The sequence below is a fragment of the Streptomyces avermitilis MA-4680 = NBRC 14893 genome (genome assembly GCF_000009765.2).
In the GTDB taxonomy this organism is placed as follows: Bacteria; Actinomycetota; Actinomycetes; order Streptomycetales; family Streptomycetaceae; genus Streptomyces; species Streptomyces avermitilis.
In genome coordinates, this window is the sequence record NC_003155.5 from 6,734,090 (window position 1) to 6,757,615 (window position 23,526).

18 protein-coding genes and 1 pseudogene are annotated in these 23,526 nt (G+C 73.0%); 15 read left to right on the forward strand and 4 right to left on the reverse strand.

Going from position 1 to position 23,526, the window contains the following annotated elements; translation table 11 throughout:
* Nucleotides 1-58: 58 nt before the first annotated feature.
* Nucleotides 59-2,278 (forward strand): SpoIIE family protein phosphatase, encoded by a 2,220-nt coding sequence (locus SAVERM_RS28720; RefSeq protein ID WP_010986967.1) that lies wholly within the window; start codon nt 59-61, stop codon nt 2,276-2,278.
* A gap of 35 nt (nt 2,279-2,313) precedes the next feature.
* Complete coding sequence (hemW, locus tag SAVERM_RS28725) at nt 2,314-3,546, forward strand: radical SAM family heme chaperone HemW (RefSeq protein WP_010986968.1); 1,233 nt, start codon at nt 2,314-2,316, stop codon at nt 3,544-3,546.
* 36 nt (nt 3,547-3,582) lie between these two features.
* Here hemW and SAVERM_RS28730 read toward each other — a convergent pair whose 3' ends face one another.
* Complete coding sequence (locus tag SAVERM_RS28730) at nt 3,583-4,395, reverse strand: DUF3097 domain-containing protein (protein ID WP_010986969.1); 813 nt, start codon at nt 4,393-4,395, stop codon at nt 3,583-3,585.
* 105 nt (nt 4,396-4,500) lie between these two features.
* Nucleotides 4,501-5,229, reverse strand: coding sequence for an MBL fold metallo-hydrolase (locus tag SAVERM_RS28735; RefSeq protein ID WP_010986970.1), 729 nt, complete (start codon nt 5,227-5,229; stop codon nt 4,501-4,503).
* A 191-nt stretch (nt 5,230-5,420) separates the two neighbouring features.
* Between SAVERM_RS28735 and hrcA the strand changes: the two genes are divergently transcribed.
* The 9 genes from hrcA to SAVERM_RS28780 all read left to right on the forward strand — a co-directional run bounded on the left by hrcA (nt 5,421) and on the right by SAVERM_RS28780 (nt 16,117).
* Entirely contained in the window at nt 5,421-6,437 is a 1,017-nt protein-coding gene (gene hrcA / locus SAVERM_RS28740) for a heat-inducible transcriptional repressor HrcA (RefSeq protein ID WP_010986971.1), read from the forward strand.
* Nucleotides 6,438-7,574 carry a molecular chaperone DnaJ gene (gene dnaJ / locus SAVERM_RS28745; RefSeq protein WP_010986972.1) on the forward strand — a complete coding sequence of 379 codons (1,137 nt, stop codon included), beginning with the start codon at nt 6,438-6,440 and terminating at the stop codon, nt 7,572-7,574.
* 190 nt (nt 7,575-7,764) lie between these two features.
* Nucleotides 7,765-8,838 (forward strand): nitronate monooxygenase, encoded by a 1,074-nt coding sequence (locus tag SAVERM_RS28750; protein WP_010986973.1) that lies wholly within the window; start codon nt 7,765-7,767, stop codon nt 8,836-8,838.
* On the forward strand, nt 8,835-9,584 hold the full coding sequence (locus SAVERM_RS28755; RefSeq protein ID WP_010986974.1) for a 16S rRNA (uracil(1498)-N(3))-methyltransferase: 750 nt from the start codon (nt 8,835-8,837) through the stop codon (nt 9,582-9,584). The genes SAVERM_RS28750 and SAVERM_RS28755 overlap by 4 nt, the downstream gene beginning before the upstream one ends.
* A 221-nt stretch (nt 9,585-9,805) precedes the next feature.
* Nucleotides 9,806-10,438, forward strand: coding sequence for a hypothetical protein (locus tag SAVERM_RS28760; RefSeq protein WP_010986975.1), 633 nt, complete (start codon nt 9,806-9,808; stop codon nt 10,436-10,438).
* A 71-nt stretch (nt 10,439-10,509) separates the two neighbouring features.
* Nucleotides 10,510-13,731 (forward strand): S41 family peptidase, encoded by a 3,222-nt coding sequence (locus SAVERM_RS28765; RefSeq protein ID WP_010986976.1) that lies wholly within the window; start codon nt 10,510-10,512, stop codon nt 13,729-13,731.
* Between the two features lie 98 nt (nt 13,732-13,829).
* Nucleotides 13,830-14,183, forward strand: a complete 354-nt coding sequence (locus SAVERM_RS28770; protein WP_010986977.1) for a histidine triad nucleotide-binding protein — start codon at nt 13,830-13,832, stop codon at nt 14,181-14,183.
* A gap of 6 nt (nt 14,184-14,189) precedes the next feature.
* Nucleotides 14,190-15,095, forward strand: coding sequence for a ribonuclease Z (locus SAVERM_RS28775; RefSeq protein ID WP_010986978.1), 906 nt, complete (start codon nt 14,190-14,192; stop codon nt 15,093-15,095).
* A gap of 20 nt (nt 15,096-15,115) precedes the next feature.
* Complete coding sequence (locus tag SAVERM_RS28780) at nt 15,116-16,117, forward strand: adenosine deaminase (RefSeq protein WP_010986979.1); 1,002 nt, start codon at nt 15,116-15,118, stop codon at nt 16,115-16,117.
* A 12-nt stretch (nt 16,118-16,129) separates the two neighbouring features.
* On the opposite strand, the gene SAVERM_RS28785 is transcribed toward SAVERM_RS28780, so the two are convergent.
* A complete protein-coding gene (locus tag SAVERM_RS28785) occupies nt 16,130-17,419 on the reverse strand; it encodes an MFS transporter (protein ID WP_010986980.1) in 1,290 nt (429 codons plus the stop codon).
* A 231-nt stretch (nt 17,420-17,650) separates the two neighbouring features.
* Nucleotides 17,651-18,442 (reverse strand): IclR family transcriptional regulator, encoded by a 792-nt coding sequence (locus tag SAVERM_RS28790; RefSeq protein WP_010986981.1) that lies wholly within the window; start codon nt 18,440-18,442, stop codon nt 17,651-17,653.
* Between the two features lie 110 nt (nt 18,443-18,552).
* Between SAVERM_RS28790 and SAVERM_RS28795 the strand changes: the two genes are divergently transcribed.
* The 4 genes and pseudogenes from SAVERM_RS28795 (at nt 18,553) to SAVERM_RS28810 (ending at nt 23,515) form a co-directional block, all read left to right on the forward strand.
* On the forward strand, nt 18,553-19,563 hold the full coding sequence (locus SAVERM_RS28795; protein WP_042494556.1) for a 5-dehydro-4-deoxyglucarate dehydratase: 1,011 nt from the start codon (nt 18,553-18,555) through the stop codon (nt 19,561-19,563).
* Nucleotides 19,560-20,852, forward strand: a pseudogene (locus tag SAVERM_RS28800) (glucarate dehydratase family protein); the annotation flags it as partial. The gene SAVERM_RS28795 and the pseudogene SAVERM_RS28800, both read left to right, overlap by 4 nt.
* A 290-nt stretch (nt 20,853-21,142) precedes the next feature.
* Entirely contained in the window at nt 21,143-22,252 is a 1,110-nt protein-coding gene (locus tag SAVERM_RS28805) for a carbohydrate kinase family protein (RefSeq protein ID WP_010986984.1), read from the forward strand.
* A gap of 195 nt (nt 22,253-22,447) precedes the next feature.
* Nucleotides 22,448-23,515 carry a PhoH family protein gene (locus SAVERM_RS28810; RefSeq protein WP_010986985.1) on the forward strand — a complete coding sequence of 356 codons (1,068 nt, stop codon included), beginning with the start codon at nt 22,448-22,450 and terminating at the stop codon, nt 23,513-23,515.
* Nucleotides 23,516-23,526 lie beyond the last annotated feature (11 nt).

Here is a 23,526-nt window from a genome sequence, read left to right on the forward strand (position 1 = left end):
TGTCACTCTGTCCGCATCAACTGAGGTGTATTCGTCCGATCTGCTCGGGGAGCTGTCCATGGGGGCCTTTCCCACGCAACGGGAGACGCAGCGGGACGCGGTATCCCGCGCCCCCGGCGCGCCCGCGCACCAGGGGGCGGGACGGCGCACGACTGTGCGTACGACGCTGCCCGGCGGTTCTCTCGCGCCCGGCGCCGCCCGCCGCTTCGTCCGCGAGGCGCTGGCCGACTGGGCCGAACTCGGCCTGTCCGGCGCCGCGTCACTGCCCGGCCGGCTCTCCGACGACGCCGTGGTGGTGGTCAGCGAACTCGTCACCAACGCCGTCGTGCACGCCGGTACGGACGTCGACCTGGTGTGCCGCATCGACGAGTCCGAGGAGGAGCCGGCCGGGCTGGTCGTCGAGGTCTCCGACCGCCACCCTTCGCGTGCGGTACGGGACGAAGCCGCGGGCCACCCCTACGGCACCGCGGCCGCCGAACGCCCTTACGGCACGCCCGAGTACGGGCGCGGCCTGCGGCTCGTCTCCGCGCTCTCCGAGGCCTGGGGCATCACGTACCGCACCGGCGCCAAGACCGTCTGGGCCCGGCTGCCCGTCGACGGGGCGCTGCCTGTCGACGGGGCGCCGGCCGGCGACGGCGTGCTGCCCGTCGAGGGGACACCGGTCGTCGAGGACGGGATCGGGGCGTACGCCGGGGAGCGCTCCCTCGGACGCGGGCTGCGGGCGGACGAGATATTCGGGCCGGAGCACCCCGGGTATCCCGGCCATTTCGGGCACGTCGGGGGCTCCGAGCACTTCGAGCCCTTCGAGGGCCCCGAGCACCCCGACCGCTCCGGGCTCGATTCCGGGCTCGATTCCGGGCTCGGTATCGGGCTCGGTATCGGGTTCGCCGAGAATTCCGGCCACCCCGAGGCCTCCGGTCCACGCGGCACGCAGGACCACGACTGGCTCAACCGGGGCGCGCTCTCCTTCCTCGCCGAGGCCTCCGACCTGCTGGCCGGACAGCTCGACGAGGACCTGGTCGCCGCGCTCGCCGGCCAGCTCCTCGTACCGCGGCTCGCCGACTGGTGCGCGGTGTGGCTGGAGGACGAGGCGACGGGCTGGCGCGGCCCCGAGACGGGCATGGCTCCGGGGCCGCGGCTCGCCCGCGTCTGGCACGGCAGCGAGAACCGCATCGAGGACCTGCGCCGGGCGCTGGAGAGGCACCCGCCCCGGCTGCCCGAGTCGGTGCGCACCCGGCCCGTGCCCGCGCCCTGGCCCGCCGAGGCACTGGGCCCGCACGGCGCGAGCGGCTCGGCGCTCGCGTACCGGCTGATCGCCGGCGGCCGTCCGCTCGGCACGTTGGTCATCGGGCGGGCCGGGCTGCTGCGCTACCCCGACGAGATCACCGGCCTCGTGGAGGACCTGAGCCGCCGGGTGGCCCTCGCCATCGGGGCGGCCCGCCAGTACGCGCGCCAGGCCACCATCAGCCGGGTCCTCCAGCGCGGACTGCTGCCCGGCGCGGTCGCCGAGATCCCCGGGGTTCGCAGCGCCCTCGTGTACGAGCCGCTCGACAAGGGCGGACCCAGCGGTGACTTCTACGACCTGTTCCCGGCCGGGGACGGGCGCTGGTGCTTCGCCGTCGGCGATGTGCAGGGCAAGGGGCCCGAGGCCGCCGTGGTGATCGGGCTCGCCCGGCCCTGGCTGCGGCTCCTGGCGCGCGAGGGCTACCAGGTCGCGGACGTCCTGGACCGCCTCAACCAGCTCCTCCTCGACGACGCGACCGAGGCGGCGGACGCGGCGGCCAGGGCGCTGGTGGCGGCGGGCGGACCCGGTCTCGGCGCCGACGAGGGCCCGCAGAACCGCTTCCTGTCCCTCCTCTACGGCGAGCTGGTCCCCTTCGAGGGCGGGGTGCGGTGCACGCTCGCCTCCGCCGGGCATCCGCTGCCGCTGCTGCTGACCCCGGACGGCGACGTACGGCCCGTGGCTCAGCCGCAGACGCTCCTCGGGGTCGTCGAGGACGCGACGTACACCTGCGAGACCTTCGAGCTGCACCCCGCCGACACGCTGCTGTGCGTCACGGACGGGGTGACCGAGCGGCGCAGCGGCTCGCACCAGTTCGACGACGGCGACGGTCTCGCGGCGGCGCTGGCGGGGTGCGCGGGGCTGAGCGCCGAGCTGATCGCGGAACGCATCAGACGGCTGGTGCACGAGTTCGGGGCGCGCCCGCCGGAGGACGATCTGGCGCTGCTGGTGTTACAGGCGGAGCGCGGAGCACCGAGCCGGGGAGAAGGAACGTAAACGGGCATCCCCGCCGGTGCTGGACAATGGAAGGCATGCCTTCCGCACTTCCCGACGGCGAACCCGTCCCCGACGACGGTTCGCTGCCCGCGCACGCCCTGGCCGGGGCTGCCGAGCGTCCCCTCGGGTTCTACCTCCATGTGCCGTACTGCGCGACCCGCTGCGGCTACTGCGACTTCAACACCTACACGGCGACCGAGCTGCGCGGCACGGGAGGCGTTCTGGCCTCCCGCGACAACTACGCCGAGACGCTGATCGACGAGGTACGCCTGGCCCGCAAGGTGCTCGGTGACGACCCCCGCCCGGTGCGCACGGTGTTCGTCGGCGGCGGTACGCCGACGCTGCTGGCCGCCGACGACCTCGTACGGATGCTGGGGGCGGTCCGCGACGAGTTCGGCCTCGCCGACGACGCGGAGGTCACGACGGAGGCGAACCCGGAGTCGGTGGACCCGGCGTACCTCGCGACCCTGCGGGCCGGCGGCTTCAACCGTGTCTCCTTCGGCATGCAGAGCGCCCGGCAGCACGTACTGAAGGTGCTCGACCGCACGCACACGCCCGGCCGTCCCGAGCGGTGCGTCGCGGAGGCGCGGGCGGCGGGCTTCGACCACGTCAACCTGGACCTGATCTACGGCACACCGGGGGAGACGGACGACGACTGGCGGGCCTCGCTGGACGCGGCGCTCGGCGCGGGCCCGGACCACATCTCCGCGTACGCCCTGATCGTCGAGGAGGGCACACAGCTCGCCCGCCGCATCCGCCGCGGCGAGGTCCCGATGACGGACGACGACGTCCACGCCGACCGGTACCTGATCGCCGACGAGATCCTGTCGTCGGCGGGCTTCGACTGGTACGAGGTGTCGAACTGGGCCACCTCCGAGGCGGGCCGCTGCCTGCACAACGAGCTGTACTGGCGGGGCGCCGACTGGTGGGGCGCGGGACCCGGCGCGCACAGCCACGTGGGCGGGGTGCGCTGGTGGAACGTGAAGCACCCGGGGGCCTACGCGGGCGCCCTGGCGGCGGGGAAGTCCCCGGGCGCCGGACGCGAACTCCTCTCCGAGGAGGACCGCCGCGTCGAACGCGTTCTTCTCGAACTGCGGCTGCGTGAGGGCTGCCCGCTGTCGCTGCTCCGCCCCGACGGCCTGGCCGCCTCCCGCCGGGCACTGTCGGACGGCCTCCTGGAGCCCGGCCCGTACGACGCCGGCCACGCCGTTCTCACGCTGCGGGGGCGGCTGCTCGCGGACGCGGTGGTCAGGGACCTGGTGGACTGAGCCGTCGGCGGCCGGGGTCCGGCGCTTGTCCGGGGGTCAGGCCGGACCTCCGGCCGTGACGAAGTCGATCAGCTCCTCCACCCGGCCCAGGAGCTCCGGCTCCAGATCCTTGTAGGAGCGCACGCGGGACAGGATGTGCTGCCAGGCCGCGCCCGTGTTCTCCGGCCAGCCGAGCGCGCGGCACACGCCCTTCTTCCAGTCCTGGCCGTGGGGGACACGGGGCCAGGACTGGATGCCGACCGACGCCGGCTTCACCGCCTCCCACACGTCGATGTAGGGGTGGCCCACCACCAAGGCGTACTCGCTCGTCACCGACTCCGCGATGCGGGACTCCTTGGTGCCGGGGACCAGGTGGTCGACCAGGATGCCGAGGCGCGCGTCCGGGCCCGGGGCGAAGTCCGTGACGATCCGTGGCAGGTCGTCGACGCCCTCCAGGTACTCCACCACCACCCCCTCGACGCGCAGATCGTCGCCCCACACCTTCTCGACCAGCTCCGCGTCGTGGCGGCCCTCGACGTAGATGCGGCCGGCGCGGGCCACCCGGGCGCGGGCGCCGGGGACGGCCACCGAACCGGAGGCGGTACGGGTGGGGCGTACGGGAGCGTTGCCGGACGGGCGGACGAGGGTCACCACGCGGCCCTCCAGCAGAAAGCCCCGCGGCTCCAGCGGGAACACCCGGTGCTTGCCGAAGCGGTCCTCCAGCGTCACCGTGCCCGCCTCGCAGCGGATCACCGCCCCGCAGAAGCCGGTGCCGGGCTCCTCCACCACCAGACCCGGGTCCGCCGGGACCTCGGGCACGGGCTTGGGCTTCTTCCACGGCGGGGTCAGATCCGGCGAGTACTGGCGCATTCGCATGACGATAGGAGAAGCGCGGCGGGAGACGGAGGAGCGGGGCGCCCCGACACGCCGGGAGTCCCGCAATCCGGCGTGCCCACGCCGTCCCGAAGCGGGTCGCTACGCGATGCCGAAGCGGGCCGCCAGTTCGTCCCGCTGGGTCCGGACGAATGCCGCGTCCACCGTGGCTCCGTGGCCGGGGACGTACACAGCGTCCTGTCCGCCCAGGTCCAGCAGCCGGTCCAGGGCCGCCGGCCAGTGTGACGGGATCGCGTCCGGCCCTGCCTGGGGCTCGCCCGACTCCTCCACCAGGTCGCCGCAGAAGACGACCTCCGGCGAGGAGGACACCAGGACGGCCAGGTCGTACGCCGTGTGACCGGGACCCACGTTCGCCAGCAGCACCTGCACCTCGCCGCCCAGGTCCAGGGTCCACTCGCCGAAGACATGGTGGCGGGGGCGTACGAGCAGGTCCGCGGCCCCCTCCGCCGCGCGCGGGTCCAGGCCGTTGCGCACGGCGTCCGCGCGCAGCTCCTCGCGGCCGTGCGCGAGGGCCGTGTCCAGGCCGACCGCGCCGAAGACCTCCACCCCGGAGAACGCCGCCGCGCCGAAGACATGATCGAAATGGGGGTGTGTGAGCGCGAGATGCGTCACACGGCGGCCGGGTCCCAGCAGCCGCTGCGCCTCCGCCCGCAGCAGCGCGCCCTCCCGCAGACTCGACCCCGCGTCGATCATGAGGGCCGCGCTGTCGCCGATCACCAGCCCGACCGTGCAGTCCCACCCCGGAAGCCGGCGCCGCCCGACGAACGGCGCCACGCTCTCCCATCCCGCCTCTTCCCAAGTCACCCGCATACGGAGACGCTAGCCCCAGCCGCCCCGCCCGGCAGGACACCACCGGACAGGTCGGTCACCTCGGCACGACTTCGCAGGACCGCCCTTGCCGGGGCCGTACCTCACAGCCGTACACTGGGCGCGGGGATGCTGGCACTCGCGCGCGCTGAGTGCCAGGAGAAACGGCGAGCGGACGACTGGAGGTGTGCGCGATGCTCAGTGAACGCAGGCTCGAGGTGCTGCGCGCCATCGTCCAGGACTACGTCGGCACCGAGGAGCCGGTGGGTTCCAAGGCGCTCACCGAGCGGCACAACCTCGGAGTCTCCCCGGCGACCGTGCGCAACGACATGGCGGCGCTGGAGGACGAGGGCTACATCGCGCAGCCGCACACCAGTGCGGGCCGCATCCCCACGGACAGGGGCTACCGCCTCTTCGTCGACAAGCTCGCGGGCGTCAAGCCGATGACCGGGCCCGAGCGGCGCGCGATTCAGAACTTCCTCGACGGCGCCGTCGATCTCGACGATGTCGTCGGCCGGACCGTGCGGCTGCTGGCGCAGCTCACCCGGCAGGTCGCCGTCGTGCAGTACCCGTCGCTGACGCGGTCCACCGTGCGGCACGTGGAGCTGCTGTCGCTCGCCCCCGCGCGCGTGATGCTGGTACTGATCACGGACACGGGCCGGGTCGAGCAGCGGATGATCGACTGCCCGGCGCCGTTCGGGGAGACGTCCCTCGCGGATCTGCGCGCGCGGCTCAACAGCCGGGTCGCCGGCCGTCGCTTCGCGGACGTGCCGCAGCTCGTGCAGGACCTGTCCGAGGCGTTCGATCCCGAGGACCGGGGTACGGTCACGACCGTGCTCTCCACTCTTCTGGAGACGCTCGTCGAGGAGACCGAGGAGCGGCTGATGATCGGCGGCACCGCCAATCTCACCCGCTTCGGACATGACTTCCCTCTCACGATCCGGCCGGTCCTCGAGGCGCTGGAGGAGCAGGTCGTGCTCCTCAAGTTGCTTGGTTCGGCCGGGGATTCGGGCATGACCGTACGGATCGGTCACGAGAACGCGTATGAGGGACTCAACTCCACGTCCGTGGTCTCCGTCGGCTACGGTTCGGGCGACGAGGCAGTAGCCAAACTCGGCGTGGTCGGACCGACCCGCATGGATTACCCGGGAACGATGGGAGCGGTACGCGCAGTGGCACGGTACGTCGGACAGATCCTGGCGGAGTCGTAAGTGGCCACGGACTACTACGCCGTACTCGGCGTGCGCCGCGACGCGTCTCAGGACGAGATCAAGAAGGCATTCCGGCGGCTCGCTCGCGAGCTGCACCCGGATGTCAATCCCGATCCGAAGACGCAGGAGCGCTTCAAGGAGATCAACGCCGCCTACGAGGTGTTGTCGGACCCGCAGAAGAAGCAGGTCTACGACCTCGGCGGTGACCCGCTCTCGCAGAGCGGCGGCGGAGGCGCGGGCGGCTTCGGCGCCGGTGGCTTCGGCAACTTCTCCGACATCATGGACGCGTTCTTCGGCACGGCGTCGCAGCGCGGACCGCGCTCGCGCACCCGCCGGGGCCAGGACGCCATGATCCGGGTGGAGATCGAGCTCGACGAGGCGGCCTTCGGCACGACGAAGGACATCCAGGTCGAGACGGCCGTCGTCTGTACGACGTGCAGCGGCGAGGGTGCCGCCCCGGGGACGAGCGCGCAGACCTGTGACATGTGCCGCGGCCGCGGTGAGGTCTCGCAGGTGACGCGGTCCTTCCTGGGCCAGGTCATGACGTCCCGCCCCTGCCCCCAGTGCCAGGGCTTCGGCACGGTCGTTCCGACGCCGTGCCCGGAGTGCGCGGGCGACGGCCGGGTGCGTTCCCGCCGGACCCTGACCGTGAAGATCCCGGCCGGTGTCGACAACGGCACACGGATCCAGCTCGCGGGCGAGGGCGAGGTCGGCCCCGGCGGCGGTCCGGCCGGTGATCTGTACGTCGAGATCCACGAGCTGCCGCACCAGACCTTCCAGCGGCGCGGCGACGACCTGCACTGCACGGTCACGATCCCGATGACGGCGGCGGCCCTCGGCACGAAGGTCCCGCTGGAGACGCTGGACGGCATGGAGGAGGTCGACATCCGCCCGGGCACGCAGTCCGGTCAGTCGATCCCGCTGCACGGCCGGGGCATCACGCATCTGCGGGGCGGCGGCCGGGGCGATCTGATCGTCCACGTCGAGGTCACCACGCCGACGAAGATGGACCCCGAGCAGGAGCGCCTGCTGCGTGAACTGGCCAAGCTGCGTGGCGAGGAGCGGCCCACGGGGCAGTTCCAGCCGGGGCAGCAGGGACTGTTCTCGCGGCTGAAGGACGCGTTCAACGGCCGCTGACATGGGTGCGGTCCGGTGGCTGCCGCCCCGGACCGACGGACGGGGCGCGAGTACGGTCGCAGGGCCGGATGGCCTGATCTCGCCCCCGAAGGACGGTGCCCGCGCCGCCTGACGCGAGCCCATTCCGCCGGCCTATGCCAGCAGCACGGCCGGATTCGGACTTGTACGGAGGACGTGACAACATGCCGTCATGTCCTCCGCGCTGACCGATCTCTTCCCACATCCGATCGTGCAGGCCCCCATGGCGGGCGGCGTCTCCGTGCCGCAGCTCGCCGCCGCCGTGTCCGAGGCCGGCGGGCTCGGGTTCCTCGCCGCCGGGTACAAGACCGCCGACGGCATGTACCAGGAGATCAAGCAGCTACGCGGGCTGACCGGCCGCCCCTTCGGCGTGAACCTCTTCATGCCGCAGCCCGAGCAGGCGGACCCCGCCGCCGTCGAGGTCTACGCCAACCAGCTCGCCGGCGAGGCGTCCTGGTACGAGACCGAGCTCGGCGATCCCGACAGCGGCCGCGACGACGGCTACGACGCCAAGCTCGCCGTCCTCCTCGACAACCCGGTGCCGGTCGCCTCCTTCCACTTCGGCTGCCCCGCCCGCGACGTCCTGGAGGCCCTCGCCCGCGCGGGAACCTTCACCCTGGTCACCGCGACCACCGTCGACGAGGCCCTCGCCGTGCAGCGCGCGGGCGCCGGCGCGGTGATCGTCCAGGGCGTGGAGGCCGGCGGCCACCAGGGCACCCACCGCGACAACCCGGAGGCGGACGGGGCGGGGATCGGCCTCCTCTCGCTCCTCGCGCAGGTCCGCGAGGCCGTGACGCTCCCGATCGTCGCCGCCGGCGGCATCATGCGGGGCAGCCAGATCGCCGCCGTCCTCGCGGCCGGCGCGAGCGCCGCCCAGCTCGGCACGGCGTTCGTCGCCACGCCCGAGTCCGGCGCCAACGCCCTGCACAAGCAGGCGCTGACCAACCCGCTCTTCGTCCGCACGGAGCTGACCCGCGCGTTCTCCGGGCGTCCGGCGCGCGGCCTGGTCAACCGCTTCATGCGCGAGCACGGGCCGTACGCGCCCGCCGCCTACCCCGAGGTCCACCACCTCACCTCGCCGCTGCGCAAGGCGGCGGCCAAGGCGGGCGACGCGCAGGGCATGGCGCTGTGGGCCGGCCAGGGCCACCGCATGGCCCGCGAACTGCCCGCCGGACAGCTGGTGCGGACCCTGGCCGACGAGGTCGAGGCCGCGAAGACAGCGTTGTCGGGCGGTGGCGCGCGATGACCGCACCGGTGTTCGTGGTCGAGCATTTCAACGCGGGCGGTGGCGGACACTACGTGCTCGACGGCGCCGAAGGACGGCACGCCGTCTCCGTGAAGCGGCTGCGGCCCGGTGAGGACGTCGTCCTCACGGACGGGGCCGGACGGTGGGCGGACTGCGTGGTGCTCGGCACCGAGGGCAAGGACCGGCTGATCGTCCAGATGGACTCGGTGACCGAGGAGCCGCCGGAGGAGCCGCGCATCACCGTCGTCCAGGCCCTGCCCAAGGGCGACCGGGGCGAACTGGCCGTCGAGACCATGACCGAGACCGGCGTCGACGCGATCGTCCCGTGGGCGGCCGCCCGCTGCATCACGCAGTGGAAGGGCGACCGGGGCCAGAAGGCGCTCGCCAAATGGCGGTCGACGGCGCGCGAGGCCGGCAAGCAGTCCCGCCGGGTCCGCTTCCCCGAGGTCGCGGGCGCGATGACGAGCAAGCAGGTCGCCGCACTTCTCGCCACGGCGGATCTGGCGGCGGTGCTGCACGAGGACACGGAGCACGGCACCGAGCCGTTCGCGACGGCCCAACTGCCCACGTCCGGGTCGATCGTGCTGGTGGTCGGCCCCGAGGGCGGGATCTCTCCCGAGGAGATCGAACTCTTCACCGGGGTGGGCGCGAAGACGTTCCACCTGGGGCGCACCGTGCTGCGCACATCGACCGCCGGGACCGTGGCGACGGCGCTGCTGCTCGCCCGTACGGGCCGCTGGTCCTGACCTCCGCGGGGGACAGCGTGGAACTCGCCCAAGTACGGCTGCTCGTCGCGGACTGTGCCGCCTGCCTGCACCCATGACCGACCGCAGGCGCGGCGCCCACCTCAAGGACCCCGAGGGCACGGGTGGGCGGGGCGGGGCGAGACTCGATTGTGACGTGGGCGCGCCCCGAGTGGCCGCATGCGGTCTACCGCGACGCGCGGGACGGTGGGAGGCTGCCCTCCATGGGGGCATTGAGGCTGATTTGGCGGCGTCCACTCAGGCAGCGTCCGCTCACGCAGCGTCCAGGCGGGCGGCGATCGCGCGGGCAGCGCCCGCCCGGGCGCCGGCTGGCCGCGGCGGCCGGACTCGCGGTGGTCGCCATGGGCGGTGCCGTCGCGTGCCAGCCCGGCGATCTGAGCACGGCCGCGGTGGCGTACACGACCGACCGGACCGCGACGACGGAACTCGAACGGCAGCATGTGAACGTCCGCTGGCTCAGCTGCACGGCCACGTACGGGAACGGCAACAAGGCCTACACGCCCGGCAAGTCGTCCTCGCCGACCGCGAGCACGAACACCGTCGCCACCGTCGACTGCCGGGGGCAGACCTCGGACGGCAAGAAGATCACCGTCAAGGGGAAGGTCACCCGCGCGGTCGACGGCAAGTGCGTCCGCGGAAACCTCACCGCCACGGTCGGCGGCAAGGAGTGGTTCCACGTGAACGGCCTCGGCAACTGCGACGCCGCCAGTACGCCCACGTACACCCCGCCCGTCACCTACCGGCCGAGCCCCGGACAGCCGGGCCCCACCGTCACCGTGACGAGGACCATCTGGTGCCAGGGCGACCCCACCTGCTGGCCGGTCCAGGGGAAGTGACGTGCGGAGCCGATGAGGGCAAGTGATCCAAACCCCTCCCCGAGGGCGCGGTCGCTGCTTAGGGTGATTGGGTGACACAGCCCGCATCGCCCGCGTATCTCCGGTTCCCGCACCTCCATGGCGAGTTGGTCGCCTTCACCGCCGAGGACGACGTGTGGGTCGCCCCCCTCGACGGCGGCAGAGCCTGGCGGGTGAGCGCCGACAACGTTCCGGTGACCCACCCCCGTATCTCCCCCGACGGCACGACCGTCGCCTGGACCTCCACCCGCGACGGCGCCCCCGAGGTGCACATCGCCCCGGTCGACGGCGGCCCCGCCCGACGCCTCACCCACTGGGGCAGTTCGAGGACCCAGGTGCGCGGCTGGACCCCAGCGGGACAGGTGCTCGCCATCAGCACGGTCGGGCAGGCCTCACTGCGCCGCAGCTGGGCCCGCGCCGTCCCGCTCGACGGCGGCCCCGCGACCACCCTGCCGTACGGGCCCGTCGGCGACGTCTCGTACGGCGGCCCCGGCGTCCTCCTGCTGTCCGCTCCCATGGGGCGCGAGGCGGCCTGGTGGAAGCGCTACCGCGGCGGTACGGCGGGCAAGCTGTGGATCGACCGGGACGCCGAGGGGGAAGAGGCCGGCGAGTTCGTACGCCTCCACGCGGACCTGGACGGGAACATCGAGTACCCGTCCTGGGTGGGAGAGCGCGTCGCGTTCCTCTCCGACCACGAAGGCGTCGGGGCGCTGTACTCCTCCCTCGCGGACGGCTCGGACCTGCGCCGGCACACCCCGATCGACGGCTTCTACGCCCGGCACGCGGCCACCGACGGCACCCGCGTCGTCTACTCCTCGGCCGGTGAGCTGTGGCTCCTCGACGACCTCGACGGGGCCGAGCCGCGACGCCTCGACATCCGGCTCGGCGGACAGCGCGCCGACCTCCAGCCGCACCCCGTGAGCGCGGCCCGCTGGTTCGGGGCCGCCGCGCCCGACCACACCGGACGCGGCAGCGCGATCTCCGTCCGCGGCGCCGTCCACTGGGTCACCCACCGCTCCGGGCCCGCCCGCGCCCTCGCCGCCGAACACGGCGTACGCGCCCGGCTGCCGCGCACCTTCCGCGTGGACGGCGAGGAGCACGTGGTGTGGGTGACGGACGCCGAGGGCGAGGACGCCCTGGAGTTCGCCCCGGCGACCGGTGCCGCGCCCGGCGCCATCCCGCGCCGGCTCGCCGCCGGGCAGCTCGGCCGTGTCGTCGGGCTCGCGATGGCCCCCGACGGCAGCCGGGCCGCCGTCGCCTCGCACGACGGGCGGGTGCTGCTCGTCGAACAGGAGACCGGAGAGGTGCGGGAGGTCGACCGCAGCGAGGACGGGGACGTCACCGGCCTCGTCTTCTCACCCGACTCGGCGTGGCTGGCCTGGTCGCACCCCGGTCCGCGACCGCTGCGCCAGCTCAAGCTCGCCAACACCGCCGACCTGTCGGTGACCGAGGCGACGCCGCTGCGGTTCCGGGACTACGCGCCCGCGTTCACGCTCGACGGCAAGCACCTCGCCTTCCTGTCGGCACGCTCCTTCGACCCGGTCTACGACGAGCACGTCTTCGACCTCGCCTTCGTCGGCGGCTCGCGCCCGCATCTGATCACCCTCGCCGCCACCACCCCGTCCCCCTTCGGGCCGCAGCGGCACGGACGCCCCTTCGACGCGCCCGACAAGGACGAGACGCCCGACAGCGAAGGCGCCCCGAGCACCCGGATCGACCTGGACGGGCTCGGCGACCGCATCGTGCCGTTCCCCGTCGAGGCCGCCCGCTACTCGGGCCTGCGGGCCGCCAAGGACGGCGTGCTGTGGCTGCGCCACCCGGTACGCGGAGTGCTGGGCGCCTCCCGCGCCACCCCGGACGACCCGGACCCGAAGACCGAACTCGAACGCTACGACCTCGCCCAGCAGCGCATCGAGCACCTCGCCGCGGACGCCGACCACCTCGCGGTCAGCGGCGACGGCAAACGGGTCCTGCTGTGGACCGACGGCAAGCTCAAGGTCGTACCCAGCGACCGCCGCGCCTCGAACGACGACGAGAGCGACACCAACATCACGGTGGACCTGTCCCGGGTACGGCAGACCGTCGACCCGGCCGCCGAGTGGCGGCAGATGTACGACGAGGCGGGCCGCCTCATGCGGGACAACTTCTGGCGGCCCGACCTGGCCGGGGTCGACTGGGAGGGCGTACTGGCACGCTACCGGCCGGTCCTCGAACGGGTCGCGACACACGACGACCTGGTCGATCTGCTCTGGGAGGTACAGGGCGAGCTCGGCACCTCGCACGCCTATGTCTCCCCCGCGGGCGGAGGCTGGGCCGGCGACCGGCAGCAGGGGCTGCTCGGGGCGGACATCTCCCGGCACGAGGACGGGAGCTGGCGCGTCGACCGGGTGCTGCCCTCGGAGACCTCCGACCCCGACGCCCGCGCCCCGCTGGCCGCGCCGGGCGTCGCGGTGCGGGCCGGGGACGCGGTCATCGCCGTCGGCGGGCGGCCGGTCGACCCCGTGACCGGGCCGGGGCCGCTGCTCGTCGGGACGGCGGGCAAGCCGGTCGAGCTGACGATCTCGCCGTCCGGCGGCGGGGATCCGCGGCACGCGGTCGTGGTGCCCATCGCGGACGAGGAGCCGCTGCGGTACCACGCGTGGGTCGCCGACCGGCGGGCGTACGTCCACGAGAAGTCCGGCGGACGGCTCGGGTACCTGCACGTGCCCGACATGGTCGGCTCCGGATGGGCGCAGCTCCACCGCGACCTGCGCATCGAAGTCGCCCGGCAGGGACTGGTCGTGGACGTCCGCGAGAACCGCGGCGGCCACACCTCCCAGCTGGTCGTCGAGAAGCTGGCGCGCCGGATCGTGGGGTGGGACCTGCCGCGCGGGATGCGGCCGTACAGCTACCCCGAGGACGCGCCGCGCGGACCGGTCGTCGCCGTCGCCAACGAGTTCTCCGGATCCGACGGCGACATCGTCAACGCGGCGATCAAGGCCCTGGGGATCGGACCCGTGGTCGGCACGCGGACGTGGGGCGGCGTGGTCGGGATCGACAGCCGGTACCGGCTGGTCGACGGGACGCTGGTCACCCAGCCCAAGTACGCGTTCTGGCTGGAGGGTTACGGCTGGGGCGTGGAGAACCACGGCGTCGACCCGGACGTCGAGGTCGTCCAGACCCCGCAGGACCACGCGGCCGGCCGGGACGTCCAGCTCGACGAGGCGATCCGGATCGCCCTGGCCGCCCTCGAGGAGAACCCGGCGAAGACGGCCCCGTCGTTGCCGGAGTCGTAGCGCACGCGGCGCCGGGGTGACCGCCCTTGGGAGTGGTCGCCCCCCGCGCTCGATACGATGCCGAGGTAACGATCATCCGGTTCGAGGGAGGCACGCACATGGCGGGAGAGCCGCAGGACGACTGCCTGTTCTGCAAGATCGTCGCGGGGCACATTCCGGCGACCCTCGTGAGGGAGACGGAGACCACCGTCGCCTTCCGCGACATAAACCCCCAGGCACCGACCCACGTGCTGGTCATCCCCAAGGTGCACCACCCCGACGCCGCCGCCCTCGCCGCCGCCGAACCGGCGATCGCCGCCGATGTGCTCCGCGAGGCCGGCGAGGTCGCCCGGGACGAGAAGCTCGAGAGCTACCGGGTCGTCTTCAACACCGGCAGCGGCGCCGGACAGACCGTCTTCCACGCCCACGCCCACGTCATCGGCGGGCGCGGCATGCAGTGGCCGCCCGGGTAACTCGACATGTCCGTACGTGAGTTGGTGGTCCTCGGCACCGCGAGCCAGGTTCCCACCCGGCATCGCAACCACAACGGCTATCTGCTGCGCTGGGACGGCGAGGGCATCCTCTTCGACCCCGGCGAGGGCACCCAGCGGCAGATGCTGCGCGCGGGGGTCGCCGCGCACGATCTGCACCGGATCTGTGTCACGCACTTCCACGGGGACCATTCGCTGGGGCTCGCCGGGGTCATCCAGCGGATCAACCTCGACCGGGTGCCGCACGAGATCACCGCGCACTATCCGGGCTCCGGGCAGCGGTTCTTCGAACGGCTGCGGTACGCCACGGCGTACCGGGAGACCGTGGCGCTCACCGAGGCGCCGGTCGCCGCCGACGGCGTGATCGCCGACACGCCCGCGTACGTGCTCGAGACCCGCAGGCTCTCCCACCCCGTCGAGTCCTTCGGGTACCGGCTCGTCGAGCCCGACGGGCGGCGGATGCTGCCCGAGCGGCTCGCCGCGCACGGGATCAAGGGGCCCGACGTCGGGAGGATCCAGCGGGAGGGGGCCATCGGGGGCGTCTCGCTCGAGGACGTGAGCGAGGTCCGGCACGGGCAGCGGTTCGCGTTCGTCATGGACACGCGGCTGTGTGAGGGCGTGCACGCGCTCGCCGAGGGGTGCGACATGCTCGTCATCGAGTCGACGTTCCTCGACGGGGATCACCAACTCGCCGAGGACCACGGGCACCTGACGGCAGGCCAGGCCGGGCGGGTGGCGAAGGACGCGGGGGTACGTCATCTCGTACTGACCCACTTCAGCCAGCGCTACTCCGACCCCGACGCATTCGAGCGGGAGGCGCGGGCCGGCGGGTTCGAGGGTGAGCTGACCGTGGCGCACGATCTGCTGCGAGTGCCGGTTCCGAAACGCCACTAAAACGCCCGTACGATACGTCGATGCCCCTCCCCAAAGCTGAACTGCACCTCCACATCGAAGGCACCCTGGAGCCCGAGCTGGCCTTCGCGCTGGCCGCGCGCAACGGTGTCCCGCTGCCGTACGCGCACACGGACGAGCTCCGCAAGGCGTATCAGTTCGACGACCTTCAGTCGTTCCTGAACCTGTACTACGAGCTCATGGCCGTGCTGCGGACCGAGCAGGACTTCGAGGACCTCGCGAACGCGTATCTCCCGCGGGCCGCCGCGCAGGGCGTGCGGCACGCGGAGATCTTCTTCGACCCGCAGGCCCACATCGCCCGGGGGGTGGCGATGGGGACCGTCGTCGAGGGGCTGTGGCGCGCCCTCGGCAGGAGTACCGAGAACCACGGGGTCTCCACCCAGCTGATCATGTGCTTCCTGCGGGACGAGTCCGCCGAGTCGGCGCTCGAGACGCTGGAGGCCGCGAAGCCCTACCTCGACCGGATCATCGGCATCGGTCTCGACTCCGCCGAGGTCGGGCACCCGCCGGCCAAGTTCCGCGAGGTGTACGAGGCCGCCGCGGCCCTCGGTCTGCGCCGCGTCGCGCACGCCGGGGAGGAGGGGCCGCCCGAGTACATCACCGAGGCGCTGGACGTGCTGGGTGTCGAGCGGATCGATCACGGCCTGCGGTGCATGGAGGACGACGCGCTCGTCGAGCGGCTCGTCCGGGAGCGGGTGCCGCTGACGCTGTGCCCGCTGTCGAACGTGCGGCTGCGCGCCGTGGACGTCCTCGCGGAACACCCGCTGCCCGCGATGCTGGACGCCGGGCTGCTGTGCACGGTCAACTCCGACGACCCCGCGTACTTCGGCGGGTACGTCGCGGACAACTTCCACGCTGTACGGGACGCGCTGGGGCTGGACCAGGAACGGATGCGGGAGTTGGCCCGCAACTCGTTCGTCGCGTCCTTCCTGGAGCACGACGAGGAGCGGCGGGCGCGGTATCTCGCCGAGGTCGAGGCGTACGACTTCCCGGGCCGGCCGTAGCGGGGCGCGTTCTCAGGAGGCTCCGGGCCCCGGTGCGGCTGCTGCCTGCCGGGGCCCTGCTGTGTCGTACGCGCCCCGGTTCGGCACGGCCGGTGTGTCCAGGGGGATCTCCAGGACCGCCGGCTGCGCCGGGGCGCCGCCGCGGCGGCGGATCGTGCTGGGCAGGAGCGGGCGGCCGCCGGTGTGCAGGGCCACGGCGGTCAGCGGCAGGGCGACCACCAGCAGGCCGACGGCCAGGATCGCGCCCATGGCGGGGTAGCCCGCCCGCGCGGAGAGCAGGCTGCCGGCGAGGGGGCCCGCCGCCGTGCCGAGCGAGGAGGCGGAGCCGACCAGGACCGCCCAGCGGCCGCGCGGGTCGAGCGAGGCGGCCAGGCCGATCAGGTACGACAGCACGACCGGGTAGAGCGCGTTCCAGGCGATCTCGCCCGTCGCGAAGGTGCGGAGATCGGTGGCGGAGGCGCTGACGGCGATGCACACCGCGATGAGCGCGGTGCCGGCGCCGATGGGCAGGGCGCGGCCCAGCCGCGGGCCGAGCGCGCCCGCGGCCGACACGCCGAGGAGTCCCGCGCCGAGCGCTGCCGCGAAGACCGCGCCGACCGTGACCTCGGTGAGGCCGGCCTGGGTGAGGCCGATGCGGCCGCTGACACCCCACAGGGAGTTCTGGGAGAGGGACCAGAACAGGATGCCCGTGGCGAGCAGCAGGCCCGAACGGGGGTGGGGCAGGCGGCCCGTCCCGCGGGGCGCGGTGTGCGGGGTGGGTGCGGTGGCGGGGAGACGGTGGGTGGCGGGCCAGGTGAGCAGTGCGGTGAGGGCGAGCGCGGCGAGCGGGAGGCCGTGGCCCGGGCCGAGGTGAGGGATCGTCAGATAAAGCGCGCCGGCCAGGGCGGAGACGCTCAGGAGGCCGAGGGTGGAGGCGCGGTGGGGGTCGTGCCGGGCGGCGATTCCGGTGGCCGCCACGGTGGTGGCGGTGCCGGAGCCGAGCCCGCCGAGGACCGCTCCCGCGATGACCGCGGGGACGGTGTGGGTGAGGGCGGCGGTGCCGTAGCCGGCGGCGGCGAGAAGGAGGCCGGCGCGGGCGAGGCGCCGGGGACCGCCGGGGAAGCGGTCCACCTTGGCGGCGAGGACGAAGCCGGCGGTGGCCGAACTCAGCAGCAGGGCGCTGCCGATGGAACCGGCTTGGGTGGCGGAGAGGGGGAGACCGGCGTCGAGTCTGCCGACGGTGGTCGGCAGCAGGTACGCGGCGAGGTACCCGGCCGTGAAAAGGGCGACGAGGGGCCAGGGCGTGGTGGTGCGGGCGGACACGGGCGTTCCCAGGGCATGCGAAATGAGCGGCTCAAGAAGGGGGGTTGGGCGACGCCCGTCGACGGACAGGAACGCGCGGGCAATTTGTATCAAGCACGCGGTGGGGGGAGAAGGGCGGGGGGTGTGATGTGGGGCACATTGCGTTTGGGGTGGGGGTAGCCGGGTAAATGCGCCCGTTTTGGCTGGTGGGCGGCCGGGGCCGGGCCGGGGTGCCGGACGGCGAAGTCCCGGTCACCGCCAGCGTGGTGCCCCTGCCGGGCCCGGGGCCGCCGCCTCCGCCTTCGCCCGGATGTCGCGCATCACCGTCACGATCTGCTCCTCGTGTGCCGGGGTCAGCCGGGCCACCGGCACCGAGCAGCTGATCGCGTCCTGGGCGGGAGTGTCGTAGCGCAGGGCGAAGCCGAAGCCGACGATGCCGAGGACGCCCTCCTCGCGGTCGACGGAGTAGCCGCGGGCCCGGGTGCGGGCCAGGTCGGCGGCGAGGGCCTCGCGGGTCGTGAGCGTGTGGGGTGTGGCCTGCTCGTACGGGCCCTCGGGCAGTGCCTCGTCGGGGCGTTCCGCCAGGAGCGCCTTGCCCAGGGCGCCGACGTGGGCGGGGAGACGGCGGCCCACCCGGCTGATCGTGCGCAGGTACTCGTGCGACTCGCGCGTGGCCAGGTACGCCACGTCGGTGCCGTCGAGGCGTCCCAGGTGGATCGTCTCGCCGAGCGCCTCCGAGGCCTCGTCGAGGTAGGGGCGTACGACGCGGACGCGCGGGTCGGAGTCCAGATAGCTCGTGCCCGTCAGCAGGGCGTGGATGCCGATGCCGTACAGGGAACCCGTGACGTCCGTGCGGACCCAGCCCCGGGTGACGAGGGTCTGGAGCAGTGCGTACATCGAGCTGCGGGGGACGTCGAGTTCGTCCGCGAGTTCCGTCAGGCGCGCGGGGCGGTCGCCGCGGGCGGCAAGGAGTTCCAGCAGGTCGACCGTGCGCGCGGCCGACTTGACCTCGCGCACGCCGCGCTCGTCCGTGGGTTCCGGCATGCGGCGATCGTAAACGCGGGGGCGAGGCGCCATTGACGGTCGGTGTTCGCGTATCTAATCTCCATCTCCATATATGGATGACATCTACATACGGAGATGATCCGGAGATGATGACGGCGGTGAGGGTGAGCGCGGACACGGATACGGACACGGATACGGGCACGGGCACCGGTCCCGATACCGATACCGGTACGGCGGCCGTCGTCGAGCGGCTGCGCGGCGGGATGGCCCGCGGGGTGCTGTCGTTCCCGCTGACGAGCTTCCACGACGACGGCTCCCTCGACCTCGACGGCTTCCGCGCGCACCTGGAGACGCAGCTCGCCGCTGGACCCGGCGCCGTCTTCCCCGCCTGCGGCACCGGCGAGTTCTTCTCGCTGGACGAGGACGAGTACCGGCAGGTAGTGACCGCGGCGGTCGAGCTGACCGCGGGGCGGGTCCCGGTCGTCGCCGGTACGGGGTACGGGTGGGCCCAGGCCGCCCGGTTCGCGCGGATCGCCGAGGACGCGGGGGCCGATGCCCTGCTCGTGCTGCCCCACTACCTCGTCGCCGCGCCGCAGGACGGGCTCGTCGGGCAGCTGGAGCGGCTGGCGGAGCGGACCCGGCTGCCGCTCATCGCGTACCAGCGTGGTCAGGTCACCTACAGCGTCGAGTCGCTGCGGCGCATCGCCCGGATTCCGGGGGTCGTCGGGCTCAAGGACGGGCACAGCGATCTCGACCGGTTGCAGCGCCTCACCCTGGCCGCGCCCGAAGGGTTCCTGTTCTTCAACGGGGCTGCCACCGCCGAGATCCAGGCACGTGCCTACGCGGCCGTCGGCGTCCCCGCCTACTCGTCCGCCGTGCACGCCTTCGCCCCCGAGATCGCCGGCGCCTTCCACGCGGCCCTGCGGGACGGGCACGGCAAGGCGGTGGAGAAGCTGCTGCGTGAGTTCTACGTTCCGTTCGTCGAGCTGCGCGACCGGGTGCCCGGCTACGGCGTGTCGCTGGTGAAGGCGGCCGCCCGGCTGCGCGGCCGGCCGGTGGGGCCCGTACGCGCCCCCCTCACCGACCCCTCGGCCGCCGATCTCGCCGACCTCACCTCCCTCCTGAGCACCGGACTCGACCTCGTAGGAGCCGCCCTGTGACCCGCGACCTGACCATCACCGAAGTCCGGCTGACCCCGATCCTGGTCGCCGACCCGCCCCTCCTCAACACCCAGGGCGTGCACCAGCCGTACACCCCCCGGCTGATCGTGGAAGTGGTGACCGCGGACGGGCTCACCGGAGTGGGTGAGACGTACGGCGACGGCAAGTACCTGGAGCTGGCCCGGCCGTTCGCGGACAAGGTGATCGGCCGTCAGGTGTCCGATCTCAACGGGCTGTTCACCGTCGCCGACGAGGTCGCCGTCGATCAGGCCCGGGTCGACCACCAGGTCGACGTCGGCGGGCTGCGGGGCGTGCAGACCGCCGACAAGCTGCGGCTGTCCGTCGTCTCCGGGTTCGAGGTCGCCTGCCTGGACGCCCTGGGCAAGTCCCTCGGGCTGCCCGTGCACGCGCTGCTCGGCGGCCGGGTGCGGGACGCCGTCGAGTACAGCGCGTACCTGTTCTACAAGTGGGCCGGCCATCCCGAGGGGGTCGCCTGCGAGAAGGACGACTGGGGGGCCGCCGTCGATCCGGCCGGAGTCGTCGAGCAGGCACGGAAGTTCACCGAGCGGTACGGGTTCACGTCCTTCAAGCTCAAGGGCGGTGTCTTTCCGCCCGAGGAGGAGATCGCCGCCGTACGGGCGCTCGCCGAGGCCTTTCCCGGGCAGCCGCTGCGGCTCGACCCCAACGGGGCCTGGTCCGTGCGGACGTCGCTGAAGGTCGCTGAGGAGCTCGGAGACGTGCTCGAGTATCTGGAGGACCCGGCGCTCGGGACCCCGGCGATGGCCGAGGTGGCCGCGGGTACGTCCGTGCCGCTCGCCACCAACATGTGCGTGACGACCTTCGCCGAGATCAAGGAGGCGTTCACGCGCGACGCCGTCCAGGTGGTGCTCTCCGACCACCACTACTGGGGCGGGCTGCGCAACACGCGTGAACTGGCCGCCGTCTGCCGGACGTTCGGCGTCGGCGTCTCCATGCACTCCAACACCCACCTGGGGATCTCCCTCGCCGCGATGACCCATGTCGCGTCGACCGTCCCGAACCTCCACCACGCCTGCGACTCCCACTACCCGTGGCAGTCGGAGGACGTGCTCACCGAGCGGCTGACCTTCGAGGGCGGCAAGCTCGCCGTCTCCGACGCGCCCGGCCTCGGCGTCGAACTCGACCGGGACCGGCTGGAGTTCCTGCACCGGCGCTGGCTCGACGACGACGGCTCCCTGCGCGACCGCGACGACGCGGCGGCGATGCGCGTGGCCGATCCGGGGTGGGTCACGCCTGCGGTGCCGCGCTGGTACGGGGCTGCGGGCTGCGGGCTGCGGGCTGAGGGGCTGCCGGTGGCCCGTGGCCGGTGGTTCTTGGGGGCCGTGGATCCGGGGGCCGGTGGGCCGGTGCCCGGGGGCCAACGGACCCCGTGCCCGGGGGCCCGAGGGCCAACGGAACCGGCCGCCCGGCCCCGTCCCCCGGGACCGGCGGGGGCCTCCGCCCCCTCCGCCCCGCGGGACGGTACCGGCGTGACCGGCGCCGCCCCGCGAGGCGTTTGGTGCACACTGGCCTGGATCCGCACCACCCCAGGGAGCGCACCGTGATCGCGTCCAACGGAGAGGGACCGCACCGCCAGACCCACGTGGACCCGCTGGCCGCCGTGCGCGCCCCGGGCGACCCGCCCTGGGACGTCTACCTCACGGGCCCGGTCTTCCTCGACATCATCTTCACCGGGCTGGACTCCGCCCCCGTGCGCGGGACCGAGTCCTGGGCCCGCGGGATGGGGTCGAGCCCCGGCGGCGTCGCGAACATGGCGACCGCGCTGGCCCGCCTCGGTCTGAAGACCTCCCTCGCGGCCGCCTTCGGCGACGACCACTACGGGGAGTACTGCTGGGACGCGCTCGCCCAGGGCGAGGGCATCGACCTCTCCCCGTCGCGCACGGTGCCCGGCTGGCACTCGCCGGTGACCGTCTCGATGGCGTACGAGGGCGAGCGCACGATGGTCTCCCACGGCCACGAGCCGCCCCCCGAGGAGACCGCACCGGACTGCCCGCCCAGGGCACGGGCCGCGGTCGCCTCCCTCGCGCCGGGCAGCCGGGCCCCCTGGATCGCGCAGGCCGCGAGCGAGGGCACCCGGATCTTCGCGGACGTCGGCTGGGACGACACCGGCCGCTGGGACCTGGCGGGGCTCGCCGACCTCGGACACTGCGAGGCGTTCCTGCCCAACGCGGACGAGGCGATGCGCTACACCGGCGCCGACTGCCCGAGGGCGGCGGCGCACGCGCTGACCGAGCACGTACCGCTGGCCGTCGTCACCCTCGGCGCCGACGGGGCGTACGCCGTGGACCGCCGTACCGGCGAGGCCGCGGAGGTTCCGGCGATCGCCGTCGAGGCCATGGACCCCACGGGCGCCGGCGACGTCTTCGTGGCGGGCTTCGTCACCGGCACGCTCGCCGGCTGGCCGCTGGCCGACCGCCTGGCCTTCGCCGGCCTGATCGCCGCCCTGTCCGTACAGGAGTTCGGCGGCTCCCTGTCGGCCCCCGGCTGGTCCGAGATCGCCGCGTGGTGGCGCCGGGTCCAGTCGTACGACGACCAGGATCCGACGGCGCTGCGCCGGTACGCGTTCCTGGAGGGGCTGATCCCGGAGGTGACGCGCCCGTGGCCGCTGCGGCGGGCGGTACCGACGATCGGGTTCGGCCGCTCGGCGTGAGCGGGCGCCGGCCGACACCGGCAGGAGTGAGAAGCCCCGCGCCTGTCCACACCGGCCCGGGGGAAATGCCCTGCGCCCGCCCATACCGAAAACTCCTACGGCACTGTCACTCCCGCGTCGTACTCTTGGAACGCGAGGCCGCTCACAGCTACGCGGCCGTGACGAGGAGGAACCGCAGGCCTCAAGAGCCGGCCCATGACTCAGACACCCACAGCTCAGACCCCCGCGCAGGGGCAGGCACGAGCGCACTTCACGGTCCCCGCGAAGCACCCCATGGTCACCGTGCTGGGATCCGGCGACGCCCTCCTGCGCGTGATCGAGAAGGCCTTCCCGGCGGCCGACATCCACGTCCGGGGCAATGAGATCAGTGCGGTCGGCGACGCCGGTGAAGTCGCCCTCGTCCAGCGCCTGTTCGACGAGATGATGCTGGTGCTCCGCACGGGGCAGCCGATGACGGAGGACGCAGTGGAACGCTCGATCGCCATGCTCAGGGCGAGCGAGAACGGGGAGGGCGACGGCCAGGAGACTCCGGCCGAGGTGCTCACGCAGAACATCCTGTCCTCGCGCGGCCGCACCATTCGCCCCAAGACGCTCAACCAGAAGCGGTACGTCGACGCCATCGACAAGCACACGATCGTCTTCGGCATCGGCCCCGCGGGCACCGGCAAGACCTACCTGGCCATGGCCAAGGCGGTCCAGGCCCTTCAGTCCAAGCAGGTCAACCGCATCATCCTGACCCGCCCGGCGGTGGAGGCGGGAGAGCGGCTCGGCTTCCTGCCCGGCACGCTCTACGAGAAGATCGACCCCTACCTCCGCCCGCTGTACGACGCGCTGCACGACATGCTCGACCCGGACTCGATCCCCCGCCTGATGGCGGCGGGGACGATCGAGGTGGCGCCGCTCGCCTACATGCGCGGACGTACTCTCAATGACGCCTTCATCATCCTGGACGAGGCGCAGAACACGAGCGCCGAGCAGATGAAGATGTTCCTCACCCGTCTCGGCTTCGACTCGAAGATCGTGATCACGGGTGACGTGACGCAGGTCGACCTCCCCAGCGGGACGAAGTCGGGTCTGCGGCAGGTCCAGGAGATCCTGGAGGGCGTCGACGACGTGCACTTCTCGCGTCTCACGTCGCACGATGTCGTCCGGCACAAGCTGGTCGGCCGTATCGTCGACGCGTACGAGAAGTACGACAGCGAGAACGGCTCCGAGAACGGCTCCCACAAGCCCCGTGGCAAAGCCGGACACAAGGGGTTGTGACATTTAGCAGC

What these genes read in the sequence shown, in the direction of transcription:
- SAVERM_RS28720 (WP_010986967.1), top strand. Translation starts at nt 59, where the DNA reads ATGGGGGCCTTTCCCACGCAACGGGAGACGCAGCGGGACGCGGTATCC.
- SAVERM_RS28790 (WP_010986981.1), bottom strand. Translation starts at nt 18,442, where the DNA reads ATGCCGGAACCCACGGACGAGCGCGGCGTGCGCGAGGTCAAGTCGGCC.
- SAVERM_RS28755 (WP_010986974.1), top strand. Translation starts at nt 8,835, where the DNA reads ATGACCGCACCGGTGTTCGTGGTCGAGCATTTCAACGCGGGCGGTGGC.
- SAVERM_RS28810 (WP_010986985.1), top strand. Translation starts at nt 22,448, where the DNA reads ATGACTCAGACACCCACAGCTCAGACCCCCGCGCAGGGGCAGGCACGA.
- SAVERM_RS28750 (WP_010986973.1), top strand. Translation starts at nt 7,765, where the DNA reads ATGTCCTCCGCGCTGACCGATCTCTTCCCACATCCGATCGTGCAGGCC.
- SAVERM_RS28760 (WP_010986975.1), top strand. Translation starts at nt 9,806, where the DNA reads ATGGGGGCATTGAGGCTGATTTGGCGGCGTCCACTCAGGCAGCGTCCG.
- hemW (WP_010986968.1), top strand. Translation starts at nt 2,314, where the DNA reads ATGCCTTCCGCACTTCCCGACGGCGAACCCGTCCCCGACGACGGTTCG.
- SAVERM_RS28735 (WP_010986970.1), bottom strand. Translation starts at nt 5,229, where the DNA reads ATGCGGGTGACTTGGGAAGAGGCGGGATGGGAGAGCGTGGCGCCGTTC.
- SAVERM_RS28780 (WP_010986979.1), top strand. Translation starts at nt 15,116, where the DNA reads ATGCCCCTCCCCAAAGCTGAACTGCACCTCCACATCGAAGGCACCCTG.
- SAVERM_RS28775 (WP_010986978.1), top strand. Translation starts at nt 14,190, where the DNA reads ATGTCCGTACGTGAGTTGGTGGTCCTCGGCACCGCGAGCCAGGTTCCC.
- hrcA (WP_010986971.1), top strand. Translation starts at nt 5,421, where the DNA reads ATGCTCAGTGAACGCAGGCTCGAGGTGCTGCGCGCCATCGTCCAGGAC.
- SAVERM_RS28730 (WP_010986969.1), bottom strand. Translation starts at nt 4,395, where the DNA reads ATGCGCCAGTACTCGCCGGATCTGACCCCGCCGTGGAAGAAGCCCAAG.
- SAVERM_RS28795 (WP_042494556.1), top strand. Translation starts at nt 18,553, where the DNA reads ATGACGGCGGTGAGGGTGAGCGCGGACACGGATACGGACACGGATACG.
- SAVERM_RS28770 (WP_010986977.1), top strand. Translation starts at nt 13,830, where the DNA reads ATGGCGGGAGAGCCGCAGGACGACTGCCTGTTCTGCAAGATCGTCGCG.